The organism is Paraburkholderia phenazinium (genome assembly GCF_900100735.1).
Taxonomy (GTDB): Bacteria; Pseudomonadota; Gammaproteobacteria; order Burkholderiales; family Burkholderiaceae; genus Paraburkholderia; species Paraburkholderia phenazinia.
Genome location: NZ_FNCJ01000010.1, coordinates 1 through 20,178, shown reverse-complemented (window position 1 = coordinate 20,178; position 20,178 = coordinate 1). Strand labels below are relative to the sequence as shown.

Below are 20,178 nucleotides of genomic sequence, written 5' to 3'. Positions count from 1 at the left end.
TGGACTCCTTAGTGCGCCTGACGCTGCAGGATGTTCGAGAATTCTTCGATGAAGGTCTCGAAGCGAATCGCCAGACGGTCGATATCGTGCGCGTAGCGGTTATAGGCCACCACGGCAGGAATCGCGGCGAACAGGCCGATTGCGGTCGCGGTCAGCGCTTCGGCGATGCCGGGCGCGACGTTGGCGAGCGTAGCCTGCTGGACGTTAGCCAGACCGCGGAACGCGTTCATGATCCCCCACACGGTGCCGAACAGACCGATGTACGGGCTGACCGAACCCACCGAGGCGAGGAACGCCAGATTGGCTTCGAGCACGTCCATCTCTCGTTGGAAAGCAGCACGCATGGCACGGCGGGCGCCGTCGAGGATCAGGCCGGGGTCGTTGAGACGCTTTTCCTTGCCCTTCAGGAACTCGCGCATGCCGGATTCGAAGATCCGTTCCAGGGCGCCGATGGTATGGCGGTTGTTCGCGGCGCTTTGATAGAGGGCCTGCAGGTCGCCGCCGGACCAGAAGTCGCGTTCGAAACGCTCAGTTTGCGCCCGCGCACGGCGGATCGCAAACCACTTGCGGAAGATGAAAGTCCACGACAGCAGCGACAGCAGCAACAACAGCGCCATCACTGCCTGGGCCAGCAGGCTCGCATTGAGAACGAGCGAAATGATCGATAGATCTTGTGTAGTGTTCATAGAGGTTCTTTGTAACGTCCCGGATGGGGGCGTCCGGCTGCAAGGTCCGTCGAAGCTTGCCGTGGGGAAACCGGAAGCATCGGCAAACCGCGGGCCGAACCATGCTTTGTGTTGCTTGATCGATACGAGTTCACTGGCCTCGTAACAACGATGTTCAGCCGTTGTTCGTTGACACGCTGGGTGCAGTTACTCCGGGCCCGCGCCGCAAGGCGGCGAGCACGGGTTCCGGAATGGCGGCAGGACGCAGTGCTACCCGGTCGACACAGCCGACCCGAATGGTCCCGGTAGCAAGCAGCGTGCCGTCACGCCAGGCTTCCTGTGAGAAATCGACCGACGCGCGGCCAATTCGTTCAGGCCGGCTGACGATTTTGATCAGATCGTCAAGCCTGGCTGGCGCGCGATAGTCCATCGCGGTGCTGCGCACGATGAACAGGGTGCCGCTTTGCTCCGCCAGCCGATCCTGTTCGATGCCGCACGCGCGCAGCCATTCGGTGCGCGCCCGCTCGAAGAACTTCAGATAATTCGCGTAGAACACGATGCCGCCAGCGTCGGTATCTTCGTAGTACACGCGAATCGGCCAGATGAAGCCGATTTCGGCGCCGGGCTCGCTCGGGGACATATTCATGCCGCGCATTTTACCCGGAACGCACAATCCGACGTGATTTCGCAGGTGCGTCCGGGTAACAGCGGGTAACAGGCTTTAGCCGCGATGCACCGACAGCCCCGCAAACGACTGCGCGACGGGCATCAGCTCGATCGTGTTGACGTTGACGTGGGCCGGGCGGGTCGCGGTCCAGTAGATCGTGTCGGCAATGTCTTCGGCCGTGAGCGGCTGCACGTTCTGGTAGACGGTCGCGGCCTTGGCGTCGTCGCCGCGAAAGCGCACGTTCGAAAACTCCGTGCCGCCGCACAGCCCGGGCTCGACGTCGGTCACGCGCAGCGGGGTGCCGGCCAGATCCGCACGCAGGTTCAGGCTGAACTGGCGCACGAAAGCCTTGGTGGCGCCGTACACGTTGCCGCCCGCGTAGGGCCAGTTGGCGGCCGCCGAACTCAGGTTGAACACATGGCCGCGCTGGCGCTCGACCATGCCCGGCAGCAGCGCATGGGTGACCTGCACGAGACCTGTGCAGTTCGTGTCGATCATGGTTTGCCATTCGTCGAGGTTGGCGCGCTGCGCCGGTTCGAGGCCGAGGGCGAGGCCCGCGTTGTTGACCAGCACGTCGATGGCGGCAAAGCCTTCGGGCAGCGCGGCGGGCACCGCCTCGACGGCGGCGCGGTCGCGCACATCCAGCTCAAACGGCAGGAGCGCCTCGCCCAGTTCGTCGGCCAGCGCCTGCAAACGGTCCTTGCGGCGCGCGGTGGCGACGACGCGATGGCCGCCCTTGACAAAAGTACGGGCGATGGCAGCGCCGAATCCTGCGGACGCCCCGGTAACGAACACGATCATTGCGGTTTCCTGGTGGGGAGGGGAGATAGTCGCCAAGCCTACTTGCAATGCGGCGATGCGGCAAGAATGACCTTGGTCCCAGCGCAGCGTCTGCGGGACGGCCGCGACAGCGGGGAGGACCGGGGCACGGGCGGTGGCTGGCTGGGTGTCCCGCCGGATGGCCCGCTGTGGGGCTTGCCGAAGGGCTTCATCGTTAGCCGCCGGCCATCCGGCGGCGCTGGGACGGGGCGGATTTTCGTCAGACGTTTGGCCGTGGATCGGGGCGCCGCGGCGAACCGTGACTATGGCGGTCGGGGCGTCGCCCGTCGCCGGGACGGCCTGCGCGGCGATTCGGTTGCCTATTCCAGGCGCTTCCAATACACTAACGCGCTCATCCCTGCGTGACTGGCGATAGAACCAAACAGGTTCAAGGTGGAGCGACCCACCGTGAAGCGCAGGGTGCCGTTTTGCCGTTCGCCTGGGCAGCCGTGATCCGCGCGCATTCATCTGCGCCGCCGGTGGCTGTCCTGCCTCGCGTGTGCGGCGCATCTTCATCCGCCACGTCAGGGCTGGCCCAGCCGCCAGCAGCGCCGCGTACCTTCTACGCGCCTCGCGCACGACCCGGTCAACCTGAACACACTCAACGGAACCCGTATGTTTGACAGAGCCCAAAGCACCATCGCCAACGTCGATCCCGAACTCTGGAAGGCGATCGAGCAGGAAAACCGCCGCCAGGAAGATCACATCGAACTGATCGCGTCGGAAAACTACACGAGCCCGGCTGTCATGGCTGCACAAGGCTCGCAGCTCACCAACAAGTACGCCGAAGGTTACCCGGGCAAGCGCTACTACGGCGGTTGCGAATACGTGGACATCGTCGAGCAGCTCGCTATCGACCGCGTGAAGGAACTGTTCGGCGCGGAAGCCGCGAACGTCCAGCCGAATTCGGGTTCGCAGGCTAACCAGGGTGTGTTCTTCGCCATGCTCAAGCCGGGCGACACCATCATGGGCATGAGCCTCGCGCACGGTGGCCACCTTACGCACGGCTCGCCCGTCAACATGTCGGGCAAGTGGTTCAACGTCGTCAGCTACGGCCTGAACGAAGCGGAAGACATCGATTACGACGCGGCCGAGAAGCTCGCCCAGGAACACAAGCCGAAGATGATCGTCGCGGGCGCTTCGGCGTTCGCGCTGCGCATCGACTTCGAACGTCTGTCGAAGATCGCCAAGTCGGTCGGCGCGTACCTGATGGTCGACATGGCGCACTACGCCGGTCTGATCGCGGCAGGCGTCTACCCGAACCCGGTGCCGCACGCAGACTTCGTCACCACCACGACCCACAAGAGCCTGCGCGGCCCGCGCGGCGGCGTGATCCTGATGAAGGCCGAGTTCGAAAAGCAGATCAACTCGGCTATCTTCCCTGGCATCCAGGGTGGCCCGCTGATGCACGTGATCGCCGGTAAGGCCGTTGCGTTCAAGGAAGCGCTGTCGCCGGAATTCAAGGAATACCAGCAAAAGGTCGTGGAAAACGCCCGCGTGCTGGCCGAGACGCTCGTGAAGCGCGGTCTGCGCATCGTTTCGGGCCGTACCGAAAGCCACGTCATGCTGGTCGATCTGCGCGCCAAGCACATCACCGGCAAGGCCGCCGAAGCGGCGCTCGGCGCGGCGCATATCACGGTCAACAAGAATGCCATCCCGAACGATCCGGAAAAGCCGTTCGTCACGAGCGGCATTCGTCTGGGTTCGCCGGCCATGACCACCCGTGGCTTTGGCGTGAAGGAAGCGGAGCAGGTGGGTAACCTGATCGCCGACTTGCTGGACAACCCGGAAGACGCAGCGACGATCGAACGTGTTCGCACGCAGGTCGCGGAGCTGACCAAGCGCTTCCCGGTCTACAAGTAAGCGATGCGCTGCCCCTTCTGCCGGCACGACGATACGCAGGTCGTGGACTCCCGCGTATCCGAGGACGGCGCCGCGATTCGCCGGCGCCGCCGCTGCCCGGCCTGCGACAAACGTTTTACGACGTATGAGCGGGTCGAGCTGGCGTTGCCGTCGGTCGTCAAGAAGGATGGCAGCCGCACCGAATTCGATCGCCGCAAGATCTTCGCGAGCATGCAACTGGCGCTGCGCAAGCGCCCGGTTGCGGCGGACGCGGTCGACGCGGCGGTTGCCCGCATCGAATACCAGCTGCTGGGCAGTGGCGAGCGCGAAGTGCGCAGCGAGCGCCTCGGCGAACTCGTCATGAACGAGTTGCGCGAGCTCGACACGATTGCCTACGTCCGCTTTGCTTCGGTGTACCGGCGTTTCGAGGATGTCTCCGAATTCGAAGACGTCATCGAAGAGTTTCGCCGTGCGGCCACGCCGCCCAAGCCGTCCCGCAAACGCTGATAGTTGGCGCATTAGCATCATCATTCCCCTCTGTAGCCGTCACGCCGACATTGTTGCGGGTGACTCCGCTCGTCCGCTACCTGGCCGTTCGGCCGATTGTTGAGCCACTCCCGCTTGAGTAAATTGATCGCATTCTTTTGAAGCTAAGGAATGCAGATGAAGCACGGTGTCGCTTTGCCGCGTGGGCGCGGCGGTTTCACGCTGATCGAAACGTTGGTGGTGGTCGCGTTATTGGCGGTGATCGCCGTGATGGCCACGCCATCGCTGGTTGCGTGGCACGTGCGCGACCAGGTCGACGCCCGCGCCAGAGTGCTGCTTTCGACGCTCTCTTACGCACGCAGCGAAGCGGTTAGGCGTGGGGCACGCGTGACGGTGTGCCGGGTGGATGCGTCGCGTCGCTGTCTGGCCTCGGGACAAGCGTGCCGCGCTGGGGTCGCGGACTGGTCGTGCGGTTGGGCGGTGATGGTCGAGCGGACCGGAACGCCGATGATATTGCGCGCTCAAGCCGAACTCGCGGCAGTGAGTATCGCCGGGACGCAGACGAACCTGACCTTCACGCCGCCGGCAGGGCAGTTGATCGGCAGTTTTCGCAGCTTCGATATCGCACCGCATTTTCCTTCCGGCGCTACTCAGGGTGAGTTGTGGCGCCGTTGTATCCGCATTGCCGCAGGCGGACGCCCGCGCATCGCCGACGGCGCTTGTGGGGCAGCGTCATGAAAGCCACCATGTCCAGGCAATCACGTGGGGCGTCGCTGATCGAGGTGATGCTGGCGGTCGCATTGACGGCTGTTACGGCCCTCGGCCTGATCGCAACGCAGTTGTGGATCGCTCGCGAGACCCGCGCGGCGGCGTTGCGCGAGCACGCAGCGTTCCTCGCTGACGCGGTTGCCGAAAGCTCACGCGCGCCAACTGGCGGCGACGCCGCCTTGCGCCAGTGGAGCGCGCGCGCGGCGAGTTTGCTGCCGAAGGGCGAGGCGTCGACCAGCGAGCGCGGCGACGGAGTCTCGTTTGCTCGCGTGTTGTGGTCGGCGGTGAGCAGCATGCCGGCGCCGGAGCGGGTGACGGTAAAGCCTGACTCGTGCGGTGAGCTGCCTGTCGCCGCCGGATTGGCATGCGTTGCCGTGGCGTTTGTCAAATGAAGCAAGGCATGATTCGTCCGCGCGGCCATACCCTGGTCGAACTAGTGATTGCCTTGGCGTTGGGGCTGGTGGTGACCGTCGGCGCCGTCTCGCTGTATCGCGCACAACGCGCGGCGTTCGGCCGGGCCGGGGACGCACTTCAGGTGCGCGAAGCAGGTCTCGCGGCACTCACGTTGATCGGTCAGCAGATCCAGATGACCGGGTTCGTCCCGGCCGACGCGCCTCAGTCGCAACCGAGGCCAACGCTGTTCGGATGTTCGTCCGCGCGGCCCACGGGGGTCGACGATAACCTCACGTGCGAAGCGCTGACAAGCCGCTCGGACGGCATCGCGATCCGCTACGTCGGTGACACAGTTTCGACATGGCCATCGTCCACCGGCCAGTCGACCGATTGTCTCGGCCAGGCCGTGAGCGCAGGGACTACGGCGTTCGGTGCGGGACGCGTGTTGATCGTCAACCGCTACTACGCAAAGTTGAGCGGCTCGACAGGCGAGTCCGAGTTGTATTGCGACGGCAACGGCAAGTCCGGTTCTGCGCAGCCGCTGGTCGAGGGTGTCGAGCGGTTGCGGCTCAAGTATTGGCTTGCCGGGGCGCAGACCGCGCTCGACGCATCGGCTGTCGTAGCGGGCCAGTGGGCCAACGTGATCGCGGTGGACCTTTGTGTGCTGGTGCGCGGTGCGCCACAGGGGCGGCGCTCGCGTTACGTCGATTGCGACGGCGCGAAGGTGACGGGCGCGGACATGCGCGTGCGGCAGGCGTTCTGGCGGCGGGTGGCGATACGCAACAACGAGGCTGACGGCTCATGACGACTTGCGCCAGGCGACAACGGGAAATCGCGGTGCGAACCCCGCGAACCCCGCATACCTCGCGCACCCGGCCCACCCAAGGCGCGGCCCTGCCGATCGTGCTGTTGATCTCGTCGATGATGCTGGTCACCTCGGCGGCCTGGTTCGAAGCCTCATTAGCGGCAGCGCGCGCGACGGCCAACCTCCGCGATACCCTGCAAGCCTTTCACGCCGCCGACTCAGCGTTGACGCTGTGCGCCCGCTCGGTCGCGGCTGGTGCGGCCCCGGTCATAGCAGCAGTCGTCGCCGAGCCGACGGGATGGAAACTCGAACCGGCGTTCACTGCCAACGCCTTCGCCCCTATCGCTCAGTGGCCCGGCTCCGTCGCCGCGCCGCAATGTCTGGTGGAAGCATGGCGGCTGAGCACCCGGCCCGAGGCGCGGGCGTATCTGCTCACGGCGCGGGGATTCGGCCGTACGCGGGAATCGCAGGTATGGTTGCAACTGGAACTGGTCGTGGACGGTGAGAAGAGCGAGCGGCATTGGCGGCGCGTCGCCGCACGTCCTTTTTAAGGACGGATCCGGCATGAAGCCGCCGCGTTCAAATTACGGCATGAAGCCGTCACGTTCAAAGTTCGGCATCAGGGCGCCACGTTCAAGGCCGCAGCTTGCTGCTGCGTTCACGCTCCTTGAGCTGATCATCGCGCTAGCGATCGCGGCAATCCTGGTGGCGTACGCCGTGCCGTCTTACCGCGGCCACGTCGCCCGGTCGCACCGGATCGACGCCGCGTCGGCGCTCTATCGTGCTGCACAGTTCATGGAGGCGGGTACCTCAGGTGAGGTGAGTCCGTTGCCCGCTGGACTCGATCAGGCGCCGCCGTTCGGAACGCCTGTCTACCGGCTGCAGGCGCTTCCCGCTGACGAAATAAATGGAGGTTACGCCGTGGAGGCGCGTCCGGTCGAGGCGGGGCCAATGCACGATGACCCGTGCGGCATCTTCACACTCGACGCCACCGGTTTGCGTACGAATCGCACCAAAGAGGGTGCCGCAGCGGCAGACCCAGATCTTTGCTGGAGCACGAAATGAGCAATCCCGCGCCGCCAGGCAAGCCGCAAGGCTCAGTCCTCGCTATTGCTATCCGTCGTATCGTTCGAAGTGCCGCGCGAGTCATTCTTCATCTGTTGCCAGATGCGATACGCCTCCCACGCAGCCAGCGCAAGACTGCCCCACTTCAGCACTGGCTTCGCGCTCGCCGCAACGGTTGCCCGCAGCGGCTTGGCGAGCAGCAACGAAACAATCGAGCTGATCAGCGGATATTCCTTCAGCAGCGCGCCAATCCCCGCGCTGGCGGCACTGGCCTTGCGCCAGCGCATGCCCGCGAAGCCCGGCACGATGAACTTGAGCCAGCTGAAATGCGTGACCGCCTGACGCAACTCGATCGTGGCCTGCGCGAGTTCCATGCGCTCCACGTCCGAGCGCACCAGCAACAGCTCCTTGCGCAGGGCGCGCAGATGCGGCGCGCTCAGGTCGCGGGAGGGCGGGCGCTTGCTGCGAAAGGCGGTATCCGGGCGGCTAGAGCTCATGGTGTGTTGGCGGCAGGGGTGGTCGGGAAGGCGAACGGGGCAGGCGGCGGGCGCGGGCCTGTGTCACGGTTTGTGGAAGATCTCGCGATCCTTCTCGAACTCGGCAAGCGTTGCTTCGAACACCATGGGTGCGCTGTGCAAACCGCTGCGCGCCTTCAGCGCGCAGATGACTGCGGCGATCGCATAGACGGCAGTAATGCCGGCGAGCGACTGCCACCGGTAGGTGTCCCAGAACGCGATGGCGACCAGCGCGGTGAGCGCGATCAAGGCCATGGTGGCCAGCATCATCGCGGCAAGTCCGAGAAACAGCACGCCCAGCAGGCGGTCTTTTTCCTCCGCCAGTTCGATGCCGATCAGTTCAAGCCGTGTCTGCAGAATCGAGAACACGGAACTGATGAGGCGGCGCAAGGGACTGTGATCCGCGCGCTTCGATTGATTGTCGATCGTCATGGCTTGAGCGCGTTGCGCGTGAGATGCGCCAGAAGAAGCGGACCGGCCAGACAGGCACCGGTCAACCCGTGTCAGCGGCATGCCGGGAAAACCACCCGGCAGTACCAGCCATTCTTACTTGCGATTGATCAGCAGGCCGACCAGTACGCCGACACCAGCGGCGATGCCGATCGAAGCCCAAGGATGCTCGTGCACGTAGTCATCCGTGGCACGGGCAGCCTTCTTGCCTTTCTCGACCACCACCACCTGCACGTCAGCCGCCTTCTCTTTGGCCTGTTTCAGGCGCGAGAGCGCCGTTTCACGCAGTTCGGAAGCGCGTTCGCCGGTGGCGCTCGCGGCCTGTTTCAGCAGGTCTTCAGCGTCCGCGAGGACGGTTTTGATATCCGACATCAATCTCTCCTTGTTGACTTCCGACATTTACAGCTCCCATCTAGGTATGGCATGCGTGAATCGTAACCAAAGAAACGCCCAGTGGCGAGCGCAGCAGTTATAAGCAAACGAACGCACGAACCATTCCCGGTCGATCCGCCGCTGCCCAGGGCGCTCTCGCCCAGCACCGACGCATGGCAAACCCCGATCATGATGGAGTTGATCTGTCCCGTAAAGTTTCCTCCATTCCAACGAAAATTACAAAAACGCATAAAGTTGTGAAGCGATGTTGGTTCGCGGTGTACGCGCGCTCCCGTATGCTCTAAATTTGCGGAGTGCCGCGAGGCGGGAGCCTCCGCGGACCGTCCAACCATACTAAGGAGCTGCAACATGAGTCTACGTCTTGGCGATATCGCACCGGATTTCGAACAGGATTCGAGCATTGGCCGCATCAAGTTCCACGAATGGCTGGGCGATAGCTGGGGCGTGTTGTTTTCACATCCGGCGGACTTCACGCCGGTTTGCACCACTGAGCTCGGTCTGACCGCCAAGCTCGCCGGCGAATTCGAAAAGCGCAATGTGAAGACGATCGCCCTGTCGGTGGACAGCGCGGAGTCGCATAAGGAATGGATCAAGGACATCAACGAGACGCAAGCCGCCAGTGTCGGGTTCCCGATTCTTGCTGATGGCGACCGCAAGGTTTCGCAGCTGTACGACATGATTCACCCGAATGCAAGCGAGACCTTCACGGTCCGCTCGCTGTTCGTCATCGACCCGAAGAAGAAGGTGCGTCTGACCATTACCTACCCGGCCAGCACGGGCCGCAACTTCGACGAAGTACTGCGCGTGATCGACTCGCTCCAGCTCACCGACAACTATCAGGTCGCCACGCCGGGCAACTGGAAGCATGGCGACGACGTGGTGATCGTGCCGTCGCTGAAGGACGAGGAAGTGATCAAGCAGAAATTCCCGAAGGGCTACAAGGCGCTGCGTCCGTATCTGCGCCTCACGCCGCAGCCGAACAAGTAAGCCGGCGCAACGAGCCGGAGCAACAACCCGGAGCAACAACCCGGAGCAACAACCCGGAGCAACAACCCGGAGCAACAACCCGGAGCAACAACCCGGAGCGCTCCCGCAATGCAAAAGGCCAACCACAGAGGGTTGGCCTTTTGCATTGCGGGGCGCCGGCACTTCAGTGCTTCAACCGGTCAAAACACATCCCCCCGGGCGCCTTAGCGGACTGTGGGGTTGTTGTTTTGGGGAATCAGAAAAACGCCTGAATCCCCGTTTGCGCGCGGCCGAGAATCAGCGCGTGAATGTCGTGCGTGCCTTCATAGGTGTTGACGACTTCCAGATTCACCAGGTGTCGAGCGATGCCGAATTCGTCCGAAATGCCGTTGCCGCCGAGCATGTCGCGGGCGAGCCGGGCAATGTCCAGCGCCTTGCCGCACGAGTTGCGCTTCATGATCGAGGTGATTTCGACGGCCGCCGTGCCTTCGTCCTTCATGCGGCCGAGGCGCAGCACGCCTTGCAGGCCGAGCGTGATCTCGGTCTGCATGTCGGCGAGCTTCTTCTGGATCAACTGGTTGGCGGCGAGCGGCCGGCCGAACTGCTTGCGGTCCAGCACGTATTGGCGCGCCGTATGCCAGCAGGCTTCAGCCGCGCCGAGCGCGCCCCAGGCGATGCCGTAGCGCGCCGAGTTCAGGCAGGTGAACGGGCCCTTGAGGCCGCTGACCTTCGGCAGCATGTTCTCTTCCGGCACGAACACTTCATCCATCACGATCTCGCCGGTGATCGAGGCGCGCAGGCCCACCTTGCTGTGAATGGTCGGCGCGGACAGGCCTTTCCAGCCCTTCTCGAGAATGAAGCCGCGAATCGCGTCCTTGCCGTTTTCTTCGAGCTTGGCCCACACGACGAACACGTCGGCGATCGGCGAGTTGGTGATCCACATCTTCGTGCCCGACAGCGAGAAGCCGCCGTCCACTTTCTTCGCCCGCGTGACCATGCTGCCCGGATCGGAGCCGTGGTTCGGCTCGGTCAGGCCAAAGCAGCCGATCCATTCGCCGCTGGCGAGCTTCGGCAGGTACTTCGACTTTTGCGCATCCGAGCCGAATTCGTAGATCGGCACCATCACCAGCGACGACTGCACCGACATCATCGAACGGTAGCCGGAATCGACGCGTTCCACTTCACGCGCGATCAGGCCGTAGCTCACGTAGTTCAGGCCCGGGCCGCCGTATTCCTCAGGAATGGTCGGGCCGAGCAGGCCGAGCTCGCCCATTTCGCGGAAGATCTCGATGTCGGTTTTTTCATGGCGGAACGCTTCCAGCACGCGCGGCTGCAGCCGGTCTTGCGCATAGGCTGCGGCGGCTTCGCGCACCATGCGTTCTTCTTCGGTGAGCTGCTGATCGAGCAACAGCGGATCTTCCCAGTGAAACTGCGCGGCGTCGGCCATGATGCGTATCTCCTGAATCGAATCTCGTATGACTTGAAGAAAGACTTGACTTGAATTCCGCTGTGCGGAACAATGTTTTGCAAATCAGACTTGAGTGTAGCACCCTATGACGCCTGCATCCACTCCCCTCGATCCGCTCGACGAGCGCAAATTTGTGGTCGCGTTAGCCCGTGGCCTTGACCTGCTGCGCGCGTTCCGTCCCGGCGAGACGATGCTCGGCAATCGCGACTTCGTCGAACGCACGGGCTTGCCGAAGGCTACGGTCAATCGTCTGGCTTATACGTTGACGGTGCTGGGATACCTGCGCCTCGACGAAACCTTGGGCAAATATGCGCTCGACGCCGGGGTGCTGTCACTTGGCTTCGCGCTGCTATCCGGCACCGATACGCTTGAACTCGCGCGGCCGCATATGCGCACGTTCGCGCGCGAGGTGGGGGCCGCCGTGTCGCTGGGCTGCCGGGACGGGCTCGACATGATCTATCTGGAGACGATCCGCAGCGAGACGGCGCTCACACTGGGCCTGGCGTCGGGTTCGAAGCTGTCCATGCTCACCAGTTCGATGGGACGTGCGTATCTGGCGGTGCAGCCGCTCGACGTGCGCGCGGCTTTGCTTGTCGAGTTGAAGAAGGCTGCCGGCAAGCAGGGCGCCGCGCTGGTGGCGGACGCAGAGAAGGAAATCGAGGCGTTCGCACAGGAACGCTGCTGCTACTCGTTTCGTGACTGGAACGACGATGTGAACGCGGTCGCGGTACCGTTTCGCGAGCCGCGCGAGGGGCGCTGGCTGGTGCTCAGTTGCAGCGGGCCGGCGTCGTCGATGGGGGAAGAGGTGTTTCGCGAGAATGTCGGGCCGCGCCTTAAGGCGCTGGCGCGCCGGCTGGGCGATACGGGCTGAATCTCACACCGCCCCATCGTGGCTATGCACCGCAAACAGCGGCCCTTGCACGAAGCGCACGTCGTACTGCTGCAGCAAGTCGAACTGCGCTTCGCTTGCCACCCGGTTGAAGATCAGCGGAATCCGCAAGCGGTTCGCATAGCCCACTAGCGGCTTCACCATCGCATCGCGCAGGGCGAGGCCCGCATCCATCTTGATGAAGTCGAGCCGCGCCATGTCGGACACCGAAAGGATCTGGCCGGCGTTCGGCAGATTGCCCGCCACCTTGAACCCATAGCGCTGATAGCTCTTGGTCAGATAGCCGAGAAAGGTGCGGTGCGCCACCGCGGCAGCCGGCAATTCAATCACGATCCGCGACGGATTGAGTCCAAACGAAACCAGCACGGTCGAGAAGTGCCGGCCGTGGTCGTACTTCACGCTTTTCAGCAAGCGCTCGTGGACCCGCAGGAACAGCAGGCCATGACGTTGCGCACCGAAGAAATTGATCGCGTGCAGCGTGCGCGACATACGGTCCAGCGCCACCAGTTGCGGGTCGTCTTCGACGCGGTCGAACGGGTCGAAGGGTTCGCCGTCGAGGCGCTGCGTCACCGCCTGGAACCCCAGCTCATCGCCAAAGCGCTCCGCGCTATCTGGCGAGGAAGACAGCGACTGGGCGAGCGCATGCACGCTGATATCGAAGATCGGCTCGTAGGCGCTGGCGAGTTCGAGCCCGTCGAAACGGGCGACGGCGATGTCGTGATGGATGCCTTCGCCCAACGCCAGATGCTCGCCGAGAAACGGGTGTTCGGCTGCACGGGCGACGAGTTGCGGGACGGTCTGCGGAATCATGAGTGGCTGTTGTGGCGCGTCGTTCGCGCATCGAAGCACGGCGTTTGGCCGCATCTATCGATGGTAGCAGTCCGCACCGCGCTTACATGAACTAATTGCTGATAACGATATCGGGGTTCGCACGGAGATCCAGGGTTAACGTTAATTTCACTATCCATAATTAGTTTTACTATTCGTAAATCGCAAAATAACTGCGGTGGCGAATCCGTTCGCACCGGTCAGGACGAGGAGACGACTCAATGAATGCCCAACCCGCATCCGGCAACGTGATCGAAGTCGAGCGCGTGCTCGGCGAAACGCATCACCCGGCTTTTCAGTTGCTGCTGCTGTTGCTGTGCGGCCTGTGCCTCGTGATCGACGGCTTCGACGCGCAAGCGATGGGCTACGTCGCGCCGAGCGTGATCGGTGAATGGCATGTGTCGAAGGCGGCGCTCGGCCCGGTGTTCAGCGCGAGCCTGTTCGGCATGCTGCTGGGGGCGCTGGGGTTGTCGGTGCTGGCGGACAAGATTGGCCGGCGCCCGGTGCTGATCGGCGCGACGCTGTTCTTCGCGCTCGCCATGCTGGCGACGCCGTTCGTGACGACGATTCCGGCCTTGCTCACGCTGCGCTTCATCACCGGTCTTGGGCTCGGCTGCATCATGCCGAACGCGATGGCCTTGGTCGGCGAATTCTCGAGCACCGCGCACCGCGTCAAGCGGATGATGCTGGTGTCGTGCGGTTTCACGCTCGGTGCGGCGCTGGGCGGCTTCATCAGTGCGGCGTTGATTCCGTCGTACGGCTGGCGCGCGGTGTTCTGGGTCGGCGGCACGGTGCCGCTGCTGCTCGCCTTCGCGATGCTGGTTGCGCTGCCGGAATCGCTGCAGTTTCTGGTGCTCAAGGGCCGTCATGAGCGCGCCTTGCGCTGGCTCGGCCGCTTCGACCCAAGCCTGCCGATCGGCGCCGATACGCGCCTCGTCGTGCGCGAAAAGGCGAGCGGCGGGGCCCCGGTGGCCGAGCTGTTCCGCGCTGGCCGCACTCCGGTCACGTTGATCCTCTGGGCCATCAGTTTCATGAACCTGATCGATCTGTACTTCCTGTCGAACTGGCTGCCGACCGTCATGCACGAAGCGGGCTATACGCCTGCCACCGCGGTGATCGTCGGCACCGTGCTGCAGACCGGTGGCGTGGTGGGCACGCTGCTGCTGGGCTGGTTTATCGAGCGCTTCGGTTTTGTGCGGGTGCTGTTCGTGTGTTTCGTGGGCGCCGCCGTGACGGTCGGCATGATCGGCACGCTTGCCCATGCACTGCCGTGGCTCCTGATCGTCGTGTTCGCCGGCGGCTTCTGCGTGGTCGGCGGCCAGCCGGCCGTGAATGCACTCGCTGGCCATTTCTATCCGACCACGCTGCGCTCGACCGGCATCGGCTGGAGTCTGGGCATTGGCCGGATCGGCTCGGTGATCGGACCGCTGGTCGGCGGGCAACTGATTGCGCTCAACTGGTCGAACGCAGCACTCTTTCATGCGGCCGCCGTACCGGTGCTGTGCTCGGCGCTGCTGGTGATCGCGCTGGCAGGAGCCACCCGGCAACGCGGCAACACGACGGCGCAAGCGGTCTGAGAAAACGCTTTGAACACCTGAAGACGGCCCGCGAGCGGCCATAAGCGGCTTAAGAACGGCCAAAAAGCGGCCCTCAAGCGGCCTTGAAGCGGCCCTAAAGCGACCTCAAAAAGGGCCGGCGTTTCAACGGAGAATCTGGATGGATAACACCACACACAAGCCCGCGAGTCTGGCAGCAGAGGACCAGGCAAGTCATCGTGCAGAACGCCGCGGGCGGTCCGACATCGAGCCTGGTTATCAGTCGGGTTTCGCCAACGAGTTCGCTACGGAAGCGCTGCCGGGCGCGCTGCCGCAGGGCCGCAACTCGCCGCAGCGTGCGGCATACGGTTTGTACGCCGAACAACTGTCGGGCACGGCCTTTACCGCGCCGCGCAGCCACAATCGCCGTTCCTGGATGTACCGGATCCGTCCGGCGGCGGTGCATCAGCCGTTCACGGCGCTGCCTTCGCACCGGCTGGTGGCGAACTTCCACGAGGTGCCGCCGACGCCACCGAACCAGTTGCGCTGGGACCCGCTGCCAATGCCCACCGAGCCGACCGATTTCATCGACGGCTGGGTGACGATGGCCGGCAACGGTTCGGCCGAAGCAATGAGCGGCTGTGCGATTTACCTGTACGCCGCCAACCGTTCGATGCAGGACCGCTTCTTCTACAGTGCCGATGGCGAACTGCTGATCGTGCCTCAGGAAGGGCGCCTCCACATCGCAACGGAATTCGGACTGATCGACGTCGAGCCGTTCGAGATCGCCGTGATCCCGCGTGGCGTGCGTTTCTCCGTTTCGCTGCCCGACGGTGCAGCACGCGGCTATATCTGCGAGAACTTCGGCGCATTGCTGCGCCTGCCGGACCTCGGGCCGATCGGTTCGAACGGTCTCGCCAATCCGCGCGACTTCCTCACGCCGCATGCCTGGTACGAAGACCGCGAGGGCGCCTTCGAACTGGTGGCGAAGCTCAACGGCAACCTGTGGCGCGCCGACATCGGCCATTCGCCGCTCGACGTGGTTGCGTGGCACGGCAACTACGCGCCCTACAAGTACGACCTGCGCCGCTTCAACACGATCGGCTCGATCAGCTTCGATCATCCGGATCCGTCGATCTTCCTCGTGCTGCATTCGCCAAGCGATACGCCAGGTGTCGACACGATCGACTTTGTGATTTTCCCGCCGCGCTGGCTGGCTGCTGAGAACACCTTCCGCCCGCCCTGGTTCCACCGCAACGTGGCGAGCGAGTTCATGGGCCTCGTGCACGGCGTCTACGACGCGAAGGCCGAGGGCTTTCTGCCGGGAGGCGCGAGCCTGCATAACTGCATGACGGGCCACGGTCCGGATGCGGACACCTTCGAGAAGGCCTCGCACAGCGACACCTCGAAGCCGCACAAGGTCGGCGACACGATGGCCTTTATGTTCGAAACCCGCACGCTGATCAAGCCGACCCGCTTCGCGCTGGAAACGGCGCAACTGCAGGCGCATTACTACGAGTGCTGGCAGGGCCTCAAGAAACACTTCAACCCGGAGCAACGATGAACGCATCGAGCGATCTTCAGGCGACCCTCGACGCGTCGCGCAAAAGCTGGATCGAAGCCGCGAACGATCCCACCTGTGATTTTTCGATCCAGAACCTGCCGTTCGGCATTTTCAGCGACGCGCGCAACGCGGCGCCGCGAGTGGGCGTGGCGATCGGCGATCGCATCGCCGATCTGGCGGTGTTGCAAGCCGCCGGTCTGCTGCGCCTCACGGGCGGGGCGGCAAGCCAGGAGGTGTTCGCGCGCGACACGCTCAACGATTTCATCGCGCTGGGCCGCGATGCTTGGCGCAGCGTGCGTATCCAGTTGAGCAGCCTGCTCTCCCGCGATACCGCCACGCTGCGCGACGACGCCACCTTGCGCGAACGCGCGCTCGCGCCGCTGGCCGGCGCCACGCTGCACCTGCCGGTGCAGATTCCCGGCTACACGGACTTCTACTCGTCGAAGGAACACGCGACGAACGTCGGTTCGATGTTCCGTGATCCTAAGAACGCCTTGCTGCCGAACTGGTCCGAAATGCCGATCGGCTACAACGGCCGGGCCTCGTCGGTGGTGGTGAGCGGCACGCCGGTGCGGCGTCCCAGCGGCCAGTTGAAGCTGCCCGACCACGAGCGTCCGGTATTCGGCGCGTGCCGCAAGCTGGATATCGAACTGGAGACCGGCTTTGTCATCGGGCGCGGCAATGCGCTTGGCGAGCCGATTGGCTGCGCCGATGCCGAGGACCACATCTTCGGCATGGTGCTGCTCAACGACTGGAGCGCGCGCGACATTCAGCAATGGGAATACGTGCCGCTCGGGCCGTTCAATGCGAAGACTTTCGCCACCACCATTTCGCCGTGGATCGTTACGCTCGACGCCCTCGAGCCGTTCCGCGTCGCGCAACCGGCGCAGGAGCCGCAGCCGCTCGCGTATCTGCTGCATGACGGCGCGCATGCGTTCGATATCGCGCTGGAAGTCAAACTGCGGCCTCAGCATGCGCAGCAGGCAAGCACGATCGCGCGCACCAACTTCCGGCATATGTACTGGACCATGGCGCAGCAGCTCGCGCACCACACGGTGTCCGGCTGCAATACGCGGGTGGGCGACCTGATGGGCTCGGGGACCATCAGCGGACCGACCGAAGATTCCTACGGCAGCCTGCTGGAACTGACGTGGAACGGCAAGAATCCGCTGGAGTTGAAGGAGGGCGGGACGCGCGCCTTCATCGAGGACGGCGACGAACTGACGCTTGCCGGATGGTGCCAGGGTGATGGTTACCGGGTCGGCTTCGGCACGTGCGTGGGCGAGATTTTGCCGGCGCAGAAGTAAGGTGAAGAGAGGGGCGTGGCTGCAAAGCGGCGCCCCCTTAAAAACGCTGCGCGCGCGTTCATCGTCACTGTAGCGCCTGCACCGAACCACGCCGCTTTTCCCACCATACCGCCGCCAGAAACGCGAGCGCGCTGACCAGCAGCACGCCGATCATCGCGTCATTGCCGACGCTCTTCATCAGCGTTCCGGCGATCAGCGGTCCGCCGAAGCTCGCCGCGCTCCATGACGCCCCCACCAGCGAACTGGCCGACACCAGCGCCACGCCGCGAAAGCGCTCGCCGCAGGCCACCAGCGACAGCGTGTAGATCGACCCCGCCGCCGCACCCAACACGAACAGCAACGGCCAGCACAGCCACGGCGACGAGATCGCCCACGGCAGCAGCGGCAAAAGCAGCACCACGACCATCGCGGCGCCGATGTGTACGCGCTCGCGGCCGAGCCGGTCCGCCAGCCAGCCGATCGGAAATTGCATCGTGGTGTCGCCGAGCAGCAGCGCCGAGGCGAACAGCACGGCTACCTCGCCGGAGATGCCGTGCGCCATCGCAAAGAGCGGCATCAGCGACAACGCGATGGTGTCGAACAGCGCAAAGAAGCCCGTGCCGATCACGAGCGCGGGCATCAGCGGCAGCACCTGGCGCCAGCCGCCGTGGACCTCTTCTTCAGCGGAGGCTGCGGGCGCCGAGCGGATCGCCGCGAGTGCCGGCAGCGCCAGCATGAAGAGCGCGCCGCACAGCAGAAAGCGCCACGCGGTGAAATCGGCCACCTGACTGACGAGTACCGGCCCGGCCATCTGGAATAGCGTGAAGTTGGTCGCATAGATGGCGACAACGCGGCCGCGTGTGGCATCGTCGGCGAGCTGGTTGACCCATGCTTCGCCGATCGTGAATAGCAGCATCAGCGCCGCGCCGCACAAGACGCGCAGCACACCCCAAACAAGCAGGTTGGTGCTGAACTGCATGAGCGCCGTGGCAATGCCGACCACCAGCACCGCGCCGACAATCACTTGCCGGCCGCCGAAGCGCGCCGCGATCCAGCCGGCCAGCGGCACCACGAGGAGTCCGCCGCCGGCCTGCGCAGCGGTCAGCAGGCCGACCACGTCGGTGCCATAGCCAGCCTGTGTCAGCGCCAGTGCGGTAAGGGGAAGAGTGGCGCCGCTGCCGAGTCCGACTACCGCGACGCTAAGAATGAGTGCGAGAAAATCGCGTGTGAAGATGACTTTCATCGGGCGAGATGCTACACCGCCCGTGTGTCATATGCACCCTGACATAGCGACGCGGGTCGCTATGTTAGCGTTGCGGTGAGGTTCAGCCAGGAACGGCAGCGCGCGGTGCACGGCGTTCCAGCGAAGCCGACCACAGCGTCAAACCAAGCGCGCCGATAGCCGCTGCGACACCGACCCACGGCAGCGTCGTGAGCGGCGCACCTGCGCCGATCGCCATGCCGCCGAGCCACGCGCCGGTGGCGTTGCCCAGATTGAAGGCGCCCTGATTGAGCGTCGAGGCGAGGTTCGGTGCATGGCTCGCGCGGTCGACAATCAGCATCTGCAGCGGCGGCACGATTGCGAAAGCGAGCACGCCCCACGCGAAGATGGTGATCATCGCGGGCAGCGCCGAATGCATCGTGCCGGCGAAGATCGTCAGGATCACCACGATGGCCAGCAGGAACGCCACGAGCGAAGGCATCAGGCGCCAGTCGGCCAGCTTGCCGCCGAGCGTGCTGCCCACCGTCAGGCCGAGGCCGAACAACAGCAGCACCAGCGTGACCGCATGCGGCGTGAAGCCGGTGACGTCCTCGAGGATCGGCGTGATGTAGGTGAAGGTGGAGAACAGGCTGGCCGATGCGAGCACGCTGATGCCGAGCACCATCAGTACCTGCGGGTTCTTCAGCACACTGAATTCGCGCACCAGACTGGCCTTCTGCATCTCGATCTTCGCGGGCAGGCAAACCGCCAGCGCGCCGGCGGCCAACACGCCGATGACGGTCACTGCCCAGAACGTCGCGCGCCAGCCGACGGCCTGACCGAGCGCGGTGCCGAGCGGCACGCCGAGCACGTTGGCAAGCGTGAGACCGGTGAACATCAGGGCGATTGCCTGGGCACGCCGGTTCGGCGCCACAAGACCGGCTGCGACCACCGAACCAATGCCGAAGAAGGCGCCGTGGCAAAACGCCGTGACGATCCGCGCAGCCATCAGCACGCCGTAGTTGGGGGCGATCGCGCACAGCAGATTGCCGACGATAAACACACCGATCAGGCTCATCAGCGCCTTCTTGCGCGGCATATTGGCCACGGCAATGGCGACGATCGGCGCGCCAATCGTCACGCCGAGGGCATAGGCCGATACCAGCATGCCGGCCGCCGGGATCGAGACGGCCAGGTCGCGCGCCACATCGGGCAGCAAACCCATGATGACGAATTCAGTGGTACCGATTCCAAACGCGGCTACGGCAAGGGCAAGCAGAGGCAAAGGCATGATGGGGAGATCGGTGCGAAGTCCGCGCGGGGCGCGTGGCCGGCGCGCGTTTTCGGAGCGAGAGCGCGGGCGCAGGCAGGGCAAATATGTAAGGGATTGTACCTAAGCCAAAATGCATCTGCAGTGGAGCAACCGAGATGTTGTTTTTCGTTGAACGGCCGACCGCACCGTTTGCCTATGCTTTGCTGGCATCAGGCATCAGGCATCAGGCATCAGGCATCAGGCATCAGGCATCAGGCATCAGGCATCAGGCATCAGGCATCAGGCATCAGGCATCAGGCA

The 20,178-nt window shown here is 64.2% G+C and carries 23 protein-coding genes and 1 riboswitch; of the genes, 13 read left to right on the top strand and 10 right to left on the bottom strand.

What is annotated here, in order from left to right; translation table 11 throughout:
* Positions 1-8: 8 nt before the first annotated feature.
* The 3 genes from tolQ to ydfG all read right to left on the bottom strand — a co-directional run bounded on the left by tolQ (position 9) and on the right by ydfG (position 2,133).
* Positions 9-686 (bottom strand): protein TolQ, encoded by a 678-nt coding sequence (gene tolQ / locus BLQ92_RS21680; RefSeq protein WP_074265790.1) that lies wholly within the window; start codon positions 684-686, stop codon positions 9-11.
* 154 nt (positions 687-840) lie between these two features.
* Complete coding sequence (ybgC, locus tag BLQ92_RS21675) at positions 841-1,320, bottom strand: tol-pal system-associated acyl-CoA thioesterase (protein WP_090686591.1); 480 nt, start codon at positions 1,318-1,320, stop codon at positions 841-843.
* A 66-nt stretch (positions 1,321-1,386) separates the two neighbouring features.
* The gene (gene ydfG, locus BLQ92_RS21670; protein WP_090686590.1) at positions 1,387-2,133 is read right to left on the bottom strand and encodes a bifunctional NADP-dependent 3-hydroxy acid dehydrogenase/3-hydroxypropionate dehydrogenase YdfG; all 747 of its coding nucleotides are present in this window, start codon (positions 2,131-2,133) and stop codon (positions 1,387-1,389) included.
* 66 nt (positions 2,134-2,199) lie between these two features.
* Here ydfG and BLQ92_RS39540 point away from each other — a divergent pair, with 66 nt between their 5' ends.
* From BLQ92_RS39540 to BLQ92_RS21630, 8 genes are all read left to right on the top strand, one after another.
* Entirely contained in the window at positions 2,200-2,517 is a 318-nt protein-coding gene (locus BLQ92_RS39540; RefSeq protein ID WP_143016649.1) for a hypothetical protein, read from the top strand.
* A riboswitch (ZMP/ZTP riboswitch) is annotated at positions 2,504-2,603 on the top strand. Its footprint overlaps the gene before it by 14 nt.
* Before the next feature lie 163 nt (positions 2,604-2,766).
* The gene (glyA, locus tag BLQ92_RS21660; RefSeq protein ID WP_090686589.1) at positions 2,767-4,014 is read left to right on the top strand and encodes a serine hydroxymethyltransferase; all 1,248 of its coding nucleotides are present in this window, start codon (positions 2,767-2,769) and stop codon (positions 4,012-4,014) included.
* Positions 4,015-4,017: 3 nt separating this feature from the next.
* The gene (gene nrdR / locus BLQ92_RS21655) at positions 4,018-4,500 is read left to right on the top strand and encodes a transcriptional regulator NrdR (RefSeq protein WP_090686588.1); all 483 of its coding nucleotides are present in this window, start codon (positions 4,018-4,020) and stop codon (positions 4,498-4,500) included.
* 150 nt (positions 4,501-4,650) lie between these two features.
* On the top strand, positions 4,651-5,217 hold the full coding sequence (locus tag BLQ92_RS21650) for a GspH/FimT family pseudopilin (RefSeq protein ID WP_090686587.1): 567 nt from the start codon (positions 4,651-4,653) through the stop codon (positions 5,215-5,217).
* An 8-nt stretch (positions 5,218-5,225) separates the two neighbouring features.
* Complete coding sequence (locus BLQ92_RS21645; RefSeq protein WP_244106376.1) at positions 5,226-5,639, top strand: type IV pilus modification PilV family protein; 414 nt, start codon at positions 5,226-5,228, stop codon at positions 5,637-5,639.
* A complete protein-coding gene (locus tag BLQ92_RS21640; RefSeq protein ID WP_425312475.1) occupies positions 5,636-6,445 on the top strand; it encodes a PilW family protein in 810 nt (269 codons plus the stop codon). Before BLQ92_RS21645 ends, BLQ92_RS21640 begins: the two co-directional genes overlap by 4 nt.
* 32 nt (positions 6,446-6,477) lie before the next feature.
* On the top strand, positions 6,478-6,996 hold the full coding sequence (locus BLQ92_RS21635; protein ID WP_425194952.1) for a pilus assembly PilX family protein: 519 nt from the start codon (positions 6,478-6,480) through the stop codon (positions 6,994-6,996).
* Positions 6,997-7,036: 40 nt separating this feature from the next.
* Positions 7,037-7,510 carry a type IV pilin protein gene (locus BLQ92_RS21630; RefSeq protein WP_090686785.1) on the top strand — a complete coding sequence of 158 codons (474 nt, stop codon included), beginning with the start codon at positions 7,037-7,039 and terminating at the stop codon, positions 7,508-7,510.
* Positions 7,511-7,542: 32 nt separating this feature from the next.
* Here BLQ92_RS21630 and BLQ92_RS21625 read toward each other — a convergent pair whose 3' ends face one another.
* From BLQ92_RS21625 to BLQ92_RS21615, 3 genes are all read right to left on the bottom strand, one after another.
* A complete protein-coding gene (locus BLQ92_RS21625; protein WP_090686585.1) occupies positions 7,543-8,007 on the bottom strand; it encodes a DUF3318 domain-containing protein in 465 nt (154 codons plus the stop codon).
* Positions 8,008-8,070: 63 nt separating this feature from the next.
* Positions 8,071-8,457 (bottom strand): phage holin family protein, encoded by a 387-nt coding sequence (locus BLQ92_RS21620; protein WP_090686584.1) that lies wholly within the window; start codon positions 8,455-8,457, stop codon positions 8,071-8,073.
* 114 nt (positions 8,458-8,571) lie between these two features.
* A complete protein-coding gene (locus BLQ92_RS21615) occupies positions 8,572-8,874 on the bottom strand; it encodes an ElaB/YgaM/YqjD family protein (protein ID WP_007584918.1) in 303 nt (100 codons plus the stop codon).
* A gap of 342 nt (positions 8,875-9,216) precedes the next feature.
* Here BLQ92_RS21615 and BLQ92_RS21610 point away from each other — a divergent pair, with 342 nt between their 5' ends.
* Entirely contained in the window at positions 9,217-9,855 is a 639-nt protein-coding gene (locus tag BLQ92_RS21610) for a peroxiredoxin (protein ID WP_090686583.1), read from the top strand.
* A gap of 235 nt (positions 9,856-10,090) precedes the next feature.
* Here the strand turns inward: BLQ92_RS21610 and BLQ92_RS21605 are convergent, their stop codons facing one another.
* Positions 10,091-11,281 carry an acyl-CoA dehydrogenase gene (locus tag BLQ92_RS21605; RefSeq protein WP_090686582.1) on the bottom strand — a complete coding sequence of 397 codons (1,191 nt, stop codon included), beginning with the start codon at positions 11,279-11,281 and terminating at the stop codon, positions 10,091-10,093.
* Positions 11,282-11,387: 106 nt separating this feature from the next.
* Here BLQ92_RS21605 and BLQ92_RS21600 point away from each other — a divergent pair, with 106 nt between their 5' ends.
* Positions 11,388-12,173 carry an IclR family transcriptional regulator gene (locus BLQ92_RS21600; protein ID WP_090686581.1) on the top strand — a complete coding sequence of 262 codons (786 nt, stop codon included), beginning with the start codon at positions 11,388-11,390 and terminating at the stop codon, positions 12,171-12,173.
* Between the two features lie 3 nt (positions 12,174-12,176).
* On the opposite strand, the gene BLQ92_RS21595 is transcribed toward BLQ92_RS21600, so the two are convergent.
* Complete coding sequence (locus BLQ92_RS21595; protein WP_090686580.1) at positions 12,177-13,001, bottom strand: EAL domain-containing protein; 825 nt, start codon at positions 12,999-13,001, stop codon at positions 12,177-12,179.
* Positions 13,002-13,240: 239 nt separating this feature from the next.
* Between BLQ92_RS21595 and BLQ92_RS21590 the strand changes: the two genes are divergently transcribed.
* The 3 genes from BLQ92_RS21590 (at position 13,241) to fahA (ending at position 17,425) form a co-directional block, all read left to right on the top strand.
* Positions 13,241-14,596, top strand: a complete 1,356-nt coding sequence (locus tag BLQ92_RS21590) for an MFS transporter (protein WP_090686579.1) — start codon at positions 13,241-13,243, stop codon at positions 14,594-14,596.
* Between the two features lie 139 nt (positions 14,597-14,735).
* Positions 14,736-16,118, top strand: a complete 1,383-nt coding sequence (gene hmgA / locus BLQ92_RS21585) for a homogentisate 1,2-dioxygenase (protein ID WP_244106377.1) — start codon at positions 14,736-14,738, stop codon at positions 16,116-16,118.
* Positions 16,115-17,425, top strand: a complete 1,311-nt coding sequence (gene fahA, locus BLQ92_RS21580) for a fumarylacetoacetase (protein ID WP_090686578.1) — start codon at positions 16,115-16,117, stop codon at positions 17,423-17,425. The genes hmgA and fahA overlap by 4 nt, the downstream gene beginning before the upstream one ends.
* Before the next feature lie 64 nt (positions 17,426-17,489).
* Here fahA and BLQ92_RS21575 read toward each other — a convergent pair whose 3' ends face one another.
* A complete protein-coding gene (locus BLQ92_RS21575) occupies positions 17,490-18,647 on the bottom strand; it encodes an MFS transporter (protein ID WP_090686577.1) in 1,158 nt (385 codons plus the stop codon).
* An 82-nt stretch (positions 18,648-18,729) separates the two neighbouring features.
* Positions 18,730-19,896: an MFS transporter gene (locus tag BLQ92_RS21570; RefSeq protein WP_090686576.1), complete on the bottom strand. Its 1,167-nt coding sequence runs from the start codon at positions 19,894-19,896 to the stop codon at positions 18,730-18,732.
* Between the last annotated feature and the right edge of the window lie 282 nt (positions 19,897-20,178).